Consider the following 12,723-nt stretch of genomic DNA (forward strand, 5'->3'; position numbering starts at 1 on the left):
ATCCGTCCAATAGTGCCTGGGTGGACTGGCGTCGCCGATCAGTCACCCGGTGACGCGCCGCAGATATGTCGGCCGCCGGCTGCTTGGACGCATGGATGACGCCAAAATACGCAGGCTCCGCTGGCGTGCGCATCGCCGTCAGCCAGCTGTCGTCAATTGCGCAGCCAAGCGCATTGCCAATGCCGCCAGCGTCAAGCTCGGATTCGCCGCAGGAGAAGCGGGGAACACGGAATTGTCGCAGGCGTAGAGATTGTCGTAGCCCTCGAATTTCAGGTCGGCATCGACGACGCCGGTCCCGTTGCCGGACATCCTCAATGTCCCAACCTCGTGAGCGACCCCGCCGAGGTCTGCAAACTGCAAAGCCAGGCTGTTTTCGCCGAGAATAGGTTGCGCCCCGATGGTCGCGAATAGCTGGGCGGCGAGGGCATCTTGCTCGGCGAGATCTGCAGCACTCGGCATGCTTCGTGCGAATGCGAGGCCCACGGGATCCGCCGGATTGCCCGTTATCGCCACAGCATTGCCTTCGTTCAAGGCCGAATAGTTCATGAAAACAAGTTCGCAGAGCATCCAGTCGGCGCGTGCTGCGCGTTCGCGGGCCAGGTTTTCAGGGTCGATATATCGACCTTGGTTGAAGTCGCTTCCGAGTTCAACCACGATGTCGAATGCGTGAGAACCGTCCGCCGCAGTCGGGTGCCGCAATATCACCTTGGCGGAATCGATCGCATTGGACTGCGGGGCGCCGGGAGGAAGCGTGAAATGGCGATAGCGGATCGTGTGATCCGTGATGCCCTTTCCAATCTTACCAGATGGGTCGACGAGGCCGCTCTGGAGCGCAATCTTGGCAGACTCAATTGTGCCTGCCGCCAGAACCACTTTCTTGGCTTTGAACGTGCGCGCCTTTTGGCCGAGCAGATCCCAGCCTTCGACACCGACGGCGCGTCGCTGAGCAGCTGTATCCTTCACGACCCTCCACACTGCGAAATTGAGATTGACGGTTGGCTTGGCTTGGGCCGCGGCAAGCCCGTCCAAAAGGCGGTCCTCCATCAGCAGGTCGGCCGTGGAGAAGAAGCCTGCCGGAATGGACCAGCGGGTGGCGCCTCGATACTGCACGGCCATGGGAGCGTCTTCTGCAGCATAGCCTGGTAGCGTGTTCTGCAGAAACGCTCTAGTGGCGGCCTGATAGTTCGAGGGGGCGGGCGGCACGACATTCATCACCCTCTCTGCGGCCGGATATCCAGGCCCGAGCAGATAGTCTCTGACCGCCGCCGGCCACGCCGCCAGCTCATAGCCTACCTGGCGCGGAATTAATCCGCCCCAAAAAACGGAGCGACCTCCGAGATTAAACGCTTGCGCGCCGGCAAACTCCGATCCTGGTCCGTTGACAAAGTTCTTGACCTTGAAGTCCGGCCAAAGCGACCAGACATGCTTGTCGAATTGCCCGATCCTCAGTCGCCGCGGCAGGTTTCCGATATGGGTCGGAAACAGAAATGAACCTGCTTCCAGGACCAATACGTCCGCGCCTCCTTCGGCCAATCGTGAAGCGAGCAGCCCGCCGCCCATTCCCGACCCCACGACGATCACGTCGTATTCGTGATTGGGATCAAGGTTGCGGACGAAGAAACGTTGCGCGACGAGCCCGTTTTCCGTGACCAGGGCTTCAACGGGCTGAAAGGCGATTTGCGGTGCCACGTAGTCATGCACACCAGCCAGATCAGCTCGTGCGAGAAAAAGATTCTGCCCGAGCATCCAGCGCGCCGGCGTCAGCACGAATTTGAATTCGATCCCGTTCGGGAACGCAGCCTCGTCAAGGTCGAAGGTCCATGCGCCGCCCTTGAAAACGCCACCTCGTTCCAAGTCCCAGTTTGGCGCCCAGCGGAGGGTAACGGTTTGTCCAGGAGCGTACTGCTCGGTCATGAACCGGATCGTGAACATGGACTGCTCCTGTGGTTATGCGTGCATGTCAGATCCTGAATTCTGAAGATGAGCAGGGCTGCGCTTATATCAGCCCAGCTGCTTTTTCGCTTTCTCGATCTGTTTCGGAGCGATCTTTTGCATGACCGGGCCGCAATAAGGGGGCTTGTCGGTAAAACAGATCCTCTCGATGCAGATATGGTCGATAGCGACGCCGTTGGGCTGACCTTTCGCGTCGTAGGTTAGCGCCGAGGTGCGTGGACATGCAAATCACCGGCACCTCGACGATGGTCTGACTCTGATAGTCGCTTAGATGATTGTCCGAGCCGCCAGTGAGAACTGAGGCGGCATCTGCGCTTTCTGTCGAAAATGACTGAACGGCTGCATTAAGCGGATCGGCGTACCGTTTATCTCGGTCAGGGAGCCGCTCCAGGCTTGTTGATAAAGGCGTGCGAGATCATCGATATCGGTGGTTGTCAGGACACTCTGAGGCCCATAATTCATAATGGAGAGAGGATCATGAGTACCGAAGATTTCGCTCGCGGAGCCCGTTTCTGACACTTTCGCAAAGAAATGGCGCAGTCCGAACACGTGACCGAGCTCGTGCGCGAGGGTCTCGGTTTGCTCTTTGCGCACTTGCTCGAACATTTTCGGAAAGAGTACGAGCTCGTGTTGTCCGGCATCCGGGAAGAAGGCGCGCGCCAGGGTGCAGCCTAAGGAGCTACAATTATCCTGTGACTTGACGACGAACTCGAAATCCCAAGGTTCGGAAGTTTCTGAGAATTTGATCGGAACGGCCTTTCCCCATTTGATCAGCGTCTCACCAAACAGCGTCCGTAGATAAGATTTGACTGCGTCGGGATCAGCGAACTGTCTTAGAGACGCCTCCTGAAACCTCCAATTCAAGGTCACATTGATGTCCCACAGCGGGATGAATCCGTTGGTGGCGTCGACAACGATTTCGGTGATCGACCGGTTGTTGGGCAAGGCAAATCCCACGCCATCAGTCTCGCAGCACGCGCCACCGTGATAGACGTGCGTGACTTCTTTCAAAACGGACTTAAGTTGCGTGTCTGACTTCAGTATGAATATGTCAGCGCTGCCCTTTTTTTTGACTACCATTTTGGCCTCCCCCTGCCAGTGCTCGTATTCCTTCGAGCCACTTTTCTCACGCTATGGCGCGGTTTTATCCTGCTGTGAAATGCAAGTTAAGCGCGCATTATAGCAAATCAGTATCAAAATTAAAGTATAAAGTTGAACCGTTGCCGAACAGGTTTTGAATGCTCGTGAAATATAGTAGAAACGCCTTTGAAGTTTTCAGCCTCAATCGATTTTATGCGGTTGGAGTTCTTGCATCATTCGTAAAAGGTCTCGGGGCGGGAACGCGTCATTGAGAGCGACCTAGAACGTGCAATGCGAACAACGCCATCGGCGACTAACAGGACCTGGTCGCCAATGTCGAGGAATTGTCCGCTGGATCAGGCCCCAGCATACGTGATTTCACTGGACGGCGGCGGCACTCATCGGTTACTCTACCTATAGGGGAATTCAATATAATCATTCGCGTGTGTGCACTGTACGCTGCGTTGACAAGGTGGGGTATTCGTCGATGCAAAAGCAATATGTCGTGCTCCCGGCCCACGGTTTTCGGTCCCCGGCTCTGGCGCAAGCGGCCGCCTTGCGAGCAACAATTCCGCTGGTCGCCCGGGGCGCCGGTGGGCTCGCCACGGCACGGGCCGTTGCGGCTGACGTCAATGTAATCGACTCGGTCAGCGTCGATGGCCCGAAACTGGTCGAAATGTCGCCCGAGGCCGAACTCAACCTGCGTCTTCAGGAACCGTCACTGAAGTTCGTCCCGCTCGTCAGATACGAAAAGATGCGCGTGGTCTTCGACATCGAGCGGCAGCCCAGCGACGCGGTTTCGGCTGCCGGTGTACAGGCAGCCGTGCTGAGGGTCGAGGACGACGGGGGCAATCCGGTTGAAAACGCCCGGGTTGTGGCCTTCACCAATTTCCGCAACAGGGCAGGCGACGAAGGCCGCAGCGGTGCCGACGGCAAGGTGGCGCTGCGGATTGCAACCGGCACAACGCTGGAACGGGTCTATGTCTACGGTCCCGCCGGATGGTGGGGATATTTCGAGAAAAGCTTTAGCTTGTCGCAAAATGCGGTGATCCGCCTGCAGGCGATCGATTTGGCCGGGCAATCCCTGGCTTTGCGGCGCTTCCGTACCAACCTTCCCCTGACCGCCGGCGACCAGATCGTCGTTGGCATCGTCGACAGCGGCATCGACCCGCAACAGCCGCTGCTGCCCAACGTATCCGGCGGTGCCAACATGGTGCTCGACGAGACGAGAGACGATCCCGGCCAGATGGCCGACTGGGGGCCGGCCGCTACCGACGGCGAGCATGGAACGCATATAGCGGGCATCGTGGGCGCGCGCCCGACCGCAGCCCTTGATCTCGCCGGCGTCGCCCCGGGCGTGACACTGAGGAGTTACCGGGTCTTTCCCCATACCGGGGGCGGGGCAACCAATTACGACATCATGAACGCCATCGACCGGGCGGTGCAGGACGGCTGCCATATCATCAATCTTAGCCTCGGTGGCGCAAGTGAGGATGAAGCCGTTCGCGCGGCAATCGGCTCGGCGCTCGACAACGGCGTGCTGGTGATTGCCGCCGCCGGCAATGATGGCCGCAAACCTGTCAGCTTTCCGGGAGCCCTGCCGTTTTGTGTGGCCGTCTCGGCAATGGGCTGGTCTGACAGCTTTCCCACGACCTCCTCGGAAGTCGGAGACATCGCCAAACCCTATGGCTCGAACAGTACCTTCCTCGGCGCCTTCTCCAATTTCGGGCCGCAGATCGATCTGACAGGGCCGGGTGTCGGTATCGTCTCCACGTTGCCGGGAGGGCGGTTCGGGCCGATGAACGGAACATCCATGGCAAGCCCCGCTGTGGCCGGATACGCAGCCTTTCTTTTGTCCTCGGAAGCCAGTATATTGGCATTACATGGTGCAGAGCGCAGTACGGCGCTCAGGGACCGCTTGTTTGGCGCTGCGACCCCCTTGGGCTTCGGGCGCGATTACGAAGGCTTTGGACTTCCGAGTTAGGATGATCATGAGCGACATGATGATGCAACAGGTCATATTGCGCAAGGAAAGCGCTTCTGCGCCGTCCTCCAAGGAAGCGGCCGAAAAGCTTGGCCGGGCCGGTGCGACTGTCGTGGACGAACAGGCCTCGTCGCTTCTCGTCGAAGGCGAGGAGGAAACTCTTCGCAATGCCACGGCAGCCCTCAAGGGCTGGAAGACCATTCCGATGAAACGCTATTCCGTGCCGGACACCCGCGAGAAAATCGCTTTATAGCCGGCCGCGACGTCAGCATAGTTTTATGCGCGGATGACGGGCCGTCACGGCCCGACATTCGGCTTTTTGCGCGCTCCAATGCGCGTTATTATAGAATATCTGAGTGGATTGCGATTTAACATTGTAATGCCGCATCCCGCATGTATAATCTAAGCACATCCTAAAACTCTACCAGAATAATGCCTAATCGGGGGAGGACATGATGTTTGTTCGCAAAGATGTTTGGAAGCTACCAAGTGGCGATCAAACGTTACTTTGGTATGGCCGTGCCGTCGAGCGTCTTCAGGGACTGCCATTTTCCGATGTCACGAGCTGGTGGTCGCTTGCCGCCATGCACGGCATCGACGAACCGATCTGGCGCGGTTTCAACATCATCCCGGCTGGCGCAACTTTGCCGGCCGGCCCGGCGCAGACAGCGCTTTGGCGGCAGTGCCAGCATCTGACCTGGTATTTCCTTCCCTGGCACAGAGGTTATCTGCTTGCCTTCGAGCGTATCATCCGCAACGCCATTATCGACCTGGGTGGCCCGAAGGATTGGGCGCTCCCCTACTGGAATTATTCGGCCGATGCGCGCAGTCGCGAATTGCCGCCCGCCTTCGCGACGGACAAGCTTGTCGGCGGTCAGCGCAACTTCCTCTTTGTGGCGCAGCGTTACGGTACGGGGCAAGTACCCCAGGTGCAATCGCCAATCGTGCTAGACCCCCGCGCCGTTACCATCACCGACCCGCTCGCCGAACGGTTTTTCGAAGGCTCGGCCGGTGGCGGTTCGCCAGGCTTCGGGGGCGTCAAGACGCCATTCTGGCATGGCGACGAAAGCAATGACGGCACCTTCGGCGTGCTCGAAACCCAACCCCACGGCCCCGTCCATGTTCTCGTCGGCGGCGGCTTCAAGGGCAACGGCCTCAGTCAGGATCCCCTGGAAATCGGCTGGATGACCAACCCCGACACCGCCGCCCTCGATCCCATCTTCTGGCTGCATCATGCCAATATCGACCGCCTTTGGAATGTCTGGTTGCGCCAGAAGCGCCGTCCGAACGACAGTGCGGATGTGTTTGCCAATCCGATTGACCCGGACTGGCTCGATGGGCCACAGGATCGAGAATTTGCGATGCCTGCCGTCGATGGCACGATCTATAATTTCAAGGCGCAGGACGTCCTCGATACACAATCGCCGTCGCTCAACTATATCTATGATGACGAGCCGGCCGGCGAGGACCTGACGAGCGTGGTGGCCGCTCGCCTCCAGCGGCTCGGAGCAACGCCGCAGGTCGCATTCCAGGTTGCAGGAGCTGTGTCAATGGCGCCACCGAAACAGGCAGAGCTCCTCGGAGCCAATAGCGGGACGATCAAACTTGGCGATGACGTCGTCGAGACAAAAGTGCGGCTGGACAAGGACCAGCAGCAGCGGCTGTCCACCACCTTGTCGATCTCGCCCAGCGTCCAGAAGGAACCGGACAAGGTCTATCTCAACCTTGAGAACGTCAAAAGTCCGACCGACGCCGCGGTGTTTTACGTCTATGTCAACTTGCCCGGCGATGCCGATCCATCCGACGATACCGAGCATCTCGCCGGCACCCTGTCGATGTTCGGTGTCAGCAAGGCAAGCAAGCGGGAAGGGCCGACCGGCGGCAGCGGCATCAATGCCTCCTTCGACATCACCAGGATCATCGATGCCGCTTTTGCCCAAGAGGGACTGGCAGAGGAGATTTCGGTCAAACTCGTCTCGGCCGTGCCGGGGGTGACAAGCGAAGGAATTTCCATCGGGCGTATCAGCGTCTACCGACAGGAGCAGTAAGGTGCGGCCCGTCGTCGTCGTTTGGTGTCTCATCACACGACTTCCCAAGCCGCTTCTCCTCGCCACGCTGTTCGGCTGGATGGTGATGACGGGCAAAGAGGTTTTGCCGGCCATGCCTGACCTCTGCTTTTCCTCGTCCTCGGTGGCAGGCCGCCTGACGACCCAGGTCGATGTCGCCCTCGCAGACAAGGGTTTGTTTTTGACGGCGTTGGCCTGGGTCGCGATGATCCTGGCAATGATGCCGCCTCTGCTCGCCGGGCCATTGCTGCATGTCTGGCGACGCAGTTTCAGCCGCCGCAGGCCAAGAGCTGTCGGTGCGTTTGTGTTGGCCTATCTCCTCGTCTGGATTGCGGCCGGGACCATACTCGTTCCTGCCGCCATCGTGCTGAATGCCTGGAGCCAGACCGTCGCATTGGCACCAATCCTGCCCGCGCTGCTGATTGCCTTCGTCTGGCAGGTGACGCCGAGCAAGCAATGGTTCCTGAACGCCTGCCATGGTAGGCCGCCTCTTGCGGCCTACGGCAATCGGGCCGACCTCGACGTGTTTCGGTTTGGTGTGGCCCGCGGACTGTCATGCGCGGCGACCTGCTGGGCCTTCATGCTGGTGGTCCTCGTCTCCAGCGGCATCGTTCACTGGGCTGTCATGGCCGCCACGATGATCCTTGCTCTTCTCGAGCGAAAACGCGGCCCCCAGCCTGCAACATGGTTCAACGGGGTCCGGCTGTCGGTCTGAACCGGGTGTCGAGGAGGTTTTCCATGATATTGGGCATTCCCGCCTATGACCATGTCGACCTCCTTGGTGTCACGGCGACGCTCCCCACCACTTTCGCACGCCGCGATGGTGCCCCACACGAGCCTATCGACCTGAATAAAGCTGCAGGATTGTGCCAGGGGTCGTGTTTGCAATCTGAAGCGCCTGGACGGCAAGCTGCTGCTGGGTCTGTTGTGCTGCTAGCCTGGCAGATTCTTCCTCCATGTCCGCATCCACCAGACGGCCGATCCCGGATGTCATGCTGGCTTGCAGGTGGCTTACGAAATCCGACTGCATGTCGAGCCGCTTGTTGAGAGAGCCAAGGACACTGCCGCTCGCAGTTGACCGGTGCAGCATGTATTCGATGCCGACAAGATATTCGTCGATCGTGAAGTTCGACGACGTGACATCGACTTCCGCAAGATCGAACTCCAATGCCCATGTGGGATTTGAGCTGACGTTTCCGACCATGACGCGCGCCGTGCGATTTCCCGCGTTGGGATAGACCGTCTGGTCGGCCGAAAAAGTCAGGCGGTTGCCGGAGGTGACTATCGACAGGCCCAGTCCGGCTGTGACGAACCCAATGACAGTCGCAAGATCGGCTGCATTGCTGATAAAGCCATCCGTCGTTCCAAGGGCCGCATCCACCGTCGTCCGGTCGATCGTGAAGGATTGAGGAGCTCCCGGTCCCACCTGTGCGTCAAAGAAAATCTGGGACTTCGGCGAGACGGTGAATGGTTTGGTGAAATCGAAGAAGGCTTCCGGGTACATGTTGTCGTGGTTGGCATTTGGCGGATTTTCGAGGCCCATGGCAAAACCGGCGGGATAGGTGCTTGCGAGATGTGATATGGCGTTGGAGATATCGATGCTGGAGCCTGGATGACCCGAGGTCTCAAGCGAGCCGACTTCAAAGACACCTGGAGCCGTAGGTGAGCCTGTGAACATGGTCTCGTTGGCTGTTGCGGGAACCGAGTTGTCTGCGAAGACCTTCTGCAAGACCTTTCTCATCTCTGCGCCGTCGTGGATCGTGCCATCCGTGGTGCCGAGAGCAACATCTATGACACTCTTGTCGATCCGCAATCCCGCGAAACTGACGCCCGCGGAGTGGGTCCCCGCGTCGACCACCAGATCAAATGTGATGTAGTCTGTTGCACCAAATGTCGCTGGACCAGTGAACAGGTGGCTCTCGTGGCCTTCATGTGCCACGGAATTGATGCCGGTGCTCCGAAACCCACCGATGTCTCCAACACCGCCGATCTCTTTCTGGAGGATGCCGCCTCCTCCAGCGTTCAGCATGCTGGTCGATTTAAGGTTCACCTTGTTTGTTGCAACCGCCACTGCTCCGTTCTCTGATCGGACGAATGACGAGACCACGTCGGTTGTGAGGTCAATCGTTTCCATCAGGTGCGTTGGTGCATTGGTGCTCAGCCAGTTCTGGCCGCTAAAACTCGCCGAGATCACCGTTGTTTCGGCCTGTGCGTTTAGTTGATCGAGCTCATCCTGGATTTTCGATTTGTCGACGCCATTCTCTTTGGCTGCAACCAGTTTGGCTTTGAACTCGCTGAGGATATCGACGATGGACGAGGTTGCGGTATAGGCGGTATTGACTGTGGCCGATCCCAATTCGATGGCGTCAGATACCGCTGAGAAAGCCCTGTTGTCCGACCTCATCGTCGTAGAGATCGCCCAGTAAGCCGCATTGTCGGATGCTTTTTGAACCCTTAGACCCGAGCTGACTTGCTGCTGCGTCTTTTCGAGACCGGCGTTGACGCCGCGTAATGTCTGGCGGGCTGTCATAGCGGACGTGTTGGTCAAAATGCTGGCCATGTTAAAGCCCCGTGAGGATAAGCCAGCCCCCGGACTTAAGCGCGTCCGGCAAACATAGCTGGCGATGTCGGAACATTTAACGGCTAACCACGAGGGTGCCTGCGATCATGGCAGGACCGTCGCCCCCACGAAACCGAACGAAATCAGTGTGCTAGGGCTATTGCCGGGCACTCAAGTAGACCGGCAATTTCGTGAACCTTTTTGCAATGGAGATGGTTAAAAAAAGGTTAGCGTGACTACGCCGGGCGCGAAAAATTCTATTCCTGGTTGCTCGTTTTTTCCAATCCTGTCAGCAGATCCTGGGTGTGGAAGTTGACCCGATCGAACGTCATCTCGACGGAGAGCGGCGGCTTATCCCCCACGTCTCGAATACGTGCTGGCGTCGGCGCGGTCTCTGTGGGTGGCAAGATCCTACCTTATCACTCTTCGTCGCGATGCTTGCCTGTGATCACGCCCCACCATCGAAGCGTCGGAATTGTGGTATCACCGGTGCGACGAATGCCAACTCGGGTTCGAAGCCGGCGTGAAGGTGAACGAATTTCTTTTCGATTTCATGTGCGTCGTGAATGTCATCGAGAGTGAGAATGTTCTTTGCAGGAAGCGCGTGTAGAGCTTTTGCCGATCAGAAACTCCTGCTTGGAAAGCAGCTTGTGTCGGCAGGGACGATCGCAAATAGTGTCATCGCCGGAGGAACATGGCATTAATGCTTTGCTTCGAGGAGGAGCGGGATTGTCGGAGGAGTGACGATGATCAGACACGATGCCGAGCTGTTCGACCGGATGCTCGCGATCTCGCGTGCCTTTGCTGGACATACCGAGACGGGAGCAGCGTTTCGGGCAACGGCAACAGAGATCTTCAAGTTGCTGCCGCATGACCATATCGATGTCGCCGTTCTATTGAACGGCGGGCGGAGCCACATTTGCTACGAGACAGGTTATCAGACAAGCTGGAGCGAACTGGCGCTCAGTCCACCGCCGGTCGAACTTAGCCCGGTGCGGGCGGTGCTCAGAGGCGAGCTGCCATATCTCTTAAGCGATGATGCGCTCGGAGATGAGCGCTTTCATTTCACGGGCGCAATAGACGAGCCGATCTTTACCGCCAAGTTACGCAGCCGCATCGTCGTGCCGATGCGGGCAAGGGGCGAGATCATCGGCGCCCTCAACATCAGCAGGCACGAGCCCGGCTGCTACACGCCTGCCGATCTGGAGATCGCCCAGCACTGCGCCGAATTCATTGCACCCTATATCTTCGCGCTGATCCAGAGCGAGGAGGCACGCCGGGCGATGATGGCAGAAAGCGATGCGCGCAATCGCGAAGAGATCCTGCGCGTCGGCGCATCTCGGCTGACCGAAGGCATGGAGCAGGAGCGGCGGCGCATCGCCATGGACCTGCACGACCAGACACTCGCCGATCTTGCCCGTGTCGTGCGCCAGGTCTCTGCGCTGCATCGCCGTGGCATGGCCGGCGTCAGCCAGCTTGCGGATCTCGAGCGGGAAGTCGTCAACTGCCTGACGGAACTGCGCCACATCGTCGACGATATGCGGCCGAGCGTGCTCGAGCTCTTCGGCTTGCGCGATGCCATAGAGGCGCATCTCAACCGCAGCGTCAGCCGGGCAACGCCTTCGATTGCGGTGCGGATCCAGGATACCAGCGAAGGCGCCGCCGACATGCTGTCGGAGCGCACGCTGACGGCGATCTACCGCATCGCCCAGGAGGCGATCAACAATGCCGTCAAGCACGCAATGCCGCGGCGCATCGAGGTGCGCATCGAATCGACGCCGTCGCTGCTGAAGATTGTTGTCACCGACGACGGGTCAGGTTGCGTCCAGGCCGACCCGCAGGCGAGCGGCGGCATCGGCCATATGCACACGCGGGCGGCGCTGATCGGTGCGCAGCTTCGCATCGGCCGCTCCAGCCGCAAGGGCGGTACGCGCGTGGCAATCGACGTGCCGTTTGCTGGCGAGACGATAAGTACCGGCACGCTGCCGCCGGACGCCGCGGTCGCTGCAGCCAACGCCGCGGGGAGGCTCTGACATGCTGGTGATGATTGCCGAGGATGACGGGTTGCATCGCGCATTCGTGCGCGCCACGATCGAGCATCTGTGGCCGGGTGATGTCGAGGTGATCGAGGCAGGCAGCGGCGACGTCGCAATCGATCTCGCGCGACGCCGCGAGCCGCCCTATGTGGTGCTCGATCTGCAATTGCCGAAAGCGACAGGCATCGAAGTGGCGCGATCCATCTGGAGCCGACGGGCCAATACCCACATCCTTTTCTGGTCGAATTTCGCCGATGAATCCTACGTGCGCGGGGTTGCCCGTATCGTGCCGCCGGGCACCGTCTACGGCTATGTGCTGAAATCGGCCTCGGAGGAGGGCATGCGCTCGGCTCTCCGCGGCGTCTTCGCCGAGGGGCACTGCATCATCGACCGGGAGGTGCGCGGCATCCAGCATCGCGTGCAGGATCGGCTGGAGGGCATTACAGACAGCGAATATGAGAGCCTGATCGATGTCGCGCTCGGGCTGACGGACAAGGCGATCGCCGCCCGCCGCGGCCTCTCTACCCGCGGCGCGCAGGCGCGCATCCGCCATCTCTACGAAAAGCTCGGCGTCGTCATGCCCGAGGACGGGGCGGGCGAGGGTTCGCTCTTCAATTCCCGCACGCGGGCGATCTGTCTGGCCTTTGCCCGCGGCCTTATCAATGTCGATGCGCTGAGGCGCGCGCAGGAGAGCCTCGATGCCTGGATCGACCAGGCTTCGCCGCCGAAGGAGCTCTGAAGATCCGAGTGTGTGTTTGCACATTCAAATCTGCGTCTTCAAACGTAGCCGAACCCTTCCATCCGTGGCTAACTCGGACACAAGCAATAAAAAGCAGACGGGAGAACACGCCATGCCCTTCGTCAACATCCAGATTCTCAAAGGCCATTCCCAGGAGCGCAAGGACGAGATCGCGCGGCGCGTCACCGCTGCCGTCAGCGAACTGGCCGAACTGCCGAAGGAGGCGATCTGGGTCGTCTTCGAGGACGTCCTGGCATCCGACTGGTTCGTCGGCGGAAAATCCGTCCAATCCTCGAAGAGCTGAG

10 protein-coding genes are annotated in these 12,723 nt (G+C 59.3%); 7 read left to right on the forward strand and 3 right to left on the reverse strand.

Translation table 11 applies throughout. The annotated features are described in order from the left end of the window. Positions 1-138 precede the first annotated feature (138 nt). A complete protein-coding gene (locus AB4Z13_RS28730; RefSeq protein ID WP_442207394.1) occupies positions 139-1,932 on the reverse strand; it encodes a GMC oxidoreductase in 1,794 nt (597 codons plus the stop codon). A gap of 288 nt (positions 1,933-2,220) precedes the next feature. After that, the gene (locus AB4Z13_RS28735; protein ID WP_113321094.1) at positions 2,221-3,033 is read right to left on the reverse strand and encodes a reprolysin-like metallopeptidase; all 813 of its coding nucleotides are present in this window, start codon (positions 3,031-3,033) and stop codon (positions 2,221-2,223) included. A 487-nt stretch (positions 3,034-3,520) separates the two neighbouring features. On the opposite strand from AB4Z13_RS28735, the gene AB4Z13_RS28740 reads away from it, so the two are divergent. From AB4Z13_RS28740 to AB4Z13_RS28755, 4 genes are all read left to right on the forward strand, one after another. After that, positions 3,521-5,017, forward strand: coding sequence for a S8 family serine peptidase (locus AB4Z13_RS28740; protein ID WP_442207395.1), 1,497 nt, complete (start codon positions 3,521-3,523; stop codon positions 5,015-5,017). 7 nt (positions 5,018-5,024) lie between these two features. Then, positions 5,025-5,270, forward strand: coding sequence for a hypothetical protein (locus AB4Z13_RS28745; RefSeq protein ID WP_162747940.1), 246 nt, complete (start codon positions 5,025-5,027; stop codon positions 5,268-5,270). Positions 5,271-5,469: 199 nt separating this feature from the next. Continuing rightward, positions 5,470-7,065: a tyrosinase family protein gene (locus tag AB4Z13_RS28750; protein WP_442207396.1), complete on the forward strand. Its 1,596-nt coding sequence runs from the start codon at positions 5,470-5,472 to the stop codon at positions 7,063-7,065. A gap of 1 nt (position 7,066) precedes the next feature. Continuing rightward, positions 7,067-7,798 carry a copper chaperone gene (locus AB4Z13_RS28755; protein WP_442207397.1) on the forward strand — a complete coding sequence of 244 codons (732 nt, stop codon included), beginning with the start codon at positions 7,067-7,069 and terminating at the stop codon, positions 7,796-7,798. Positions 7,799-7,921: 123 nt separating this feature from the next. On the opposite strand, the gene AB4Z13_RS28760 is transcribed toward AB4Z13_RS28755, so the two are convergent. After that, complete coding sequence (locus AB4Z13_RS28760; RefSeq protein ID WP_442207398.1) at positions 7,922-9,643, reverse strand: flagellin N-terminal helical domain-containing protein; 1,722 nt, start codon at positions 9,641-9,643, stop codon at positions 7,922-7,924. 746 nt (positions 9,644-10,389) lie between these two features. On the opposite strand from AB4Z13_RS28760, the gene AB4Z13_RS28765 reads away from it, so the two are divergent. The 3 genes from AB4Z13_RS28765 (at position 10,390) to AB4Z13_RS28775 (ending at position 12,722) form a co-directional block, all read left to right on the forward strand. After that, the gene (locus tag AB4Z13_RS28765) at positions 10,390-11,676 is read left to right on the forward strand and encodes a GAF domain-containing sensor histidine kinase (RefSeq protein WP_442207399.1); all 1,287 of its coding nucleotides are present in this window, start codon (positions 10,390-10,392) and stop codon (positions 11,674-11,676) included. A gap of 1 nt (position 11,677) precedes the next feature. Continuing rightward, positions 11,678-12,418: a response regulator transcription factor gene (locus AB4Z13_RS28770; protein ID WP_113321087.1), complete on the forward strand. Its 741-nt coding sequence runs from the start codon at positions 11,678-11,680 to the stop codon at positions 12,416-12,418. A gap of 112 nt (positions 12,419-12,530) precedes the next feature. Further along, entirely contained in the window at positions 12,531-12,722 is a 192-nt protein-coding gene (locus tag AB4Z13_RS28775) for a tautomerase family protein (RefSeq protein WP_113321086.1), read from the forward strand. Position 12,723 lies beyond the last annotated feature (1 nt).

The organism is Rhizobium sp. YAF28, assembly GCF_052113285.1.
Classification (GTDB): domain Bacteria; phylum Pseudomonadota; class Alphaproteobacteria; order Rhizobiales; family Rhizobiaceae; genus Rhizobium.

Excerpts from the sequence above, each read along its gene's own strand:
- AB4Z13_RS28730 (WP_442207394.1), bottom strand. The coding sequence starts at position 1,932 with ATGTTCACGATCCGGTTCATGACCGAGCAGTACGCTCCTGGACAAACC.
- AB4Z13_RS28735 (WP_113321094.1), bottom strand. The coding sequence starts at position 3,033 with ATGGTAGTCAAAAAAAAGGGCAGCGCTGACATATTCATACTGAAGTCA.
- AB4Z13_RS28740 (WP_442207395.1), top strand. The coding sequence starts at position 3,521 with ATGCAAAAGCAATATGTCGTGCTCCCGGCCCACGGTTTTCGGTCCCCG.
- AB4Z13_RS28745 (WP_162747940.1), top strand. The coding sequence starts at position 5,025 with ATGAGCGACATGATGATGCAACAGGTCATATTGCGCAAGGAAAGCGCT.
- AB4Z13_RS28750 (WP_442207396.1), top strand. The coding sequence starts at position 5,470 with ATGATGTTTGTTCGCAAAGATGTTTGGAAGCTACCAAGTGGCGATCAA.
- AB4Z13_RS28760 (WP_442207398.1), bottom strand. The coding sequence starts at position 9,643 with ATGGCCAGCATTTTGACCAACACGTCCGCTATGACAGCCCGCCAGACA.
- AB4Z13_RS28765 (WP_442207399.1), top strand. The coding sequence starts at position 10,390 with ATGATCAGACACGATGCCGAGCTGTTCGACCGGATGCTCGCGATCTCG.
- AB4Z13_RS28770 (WP_113321087.1), top strand. The coding sequence starts at position 11,678 with ATGCTGGTGATGATTGCCGAGGATGACGGGTTGCATCGCGCATTCGTG.
- AB4Z13_RS28775 (WP_113321086.1), top strand. The coding sequence starts at position 12,531 with ATGCCCTTCGTCAACATCCAGATTCTCAAAGGCCATTCCCAGGAGCGC.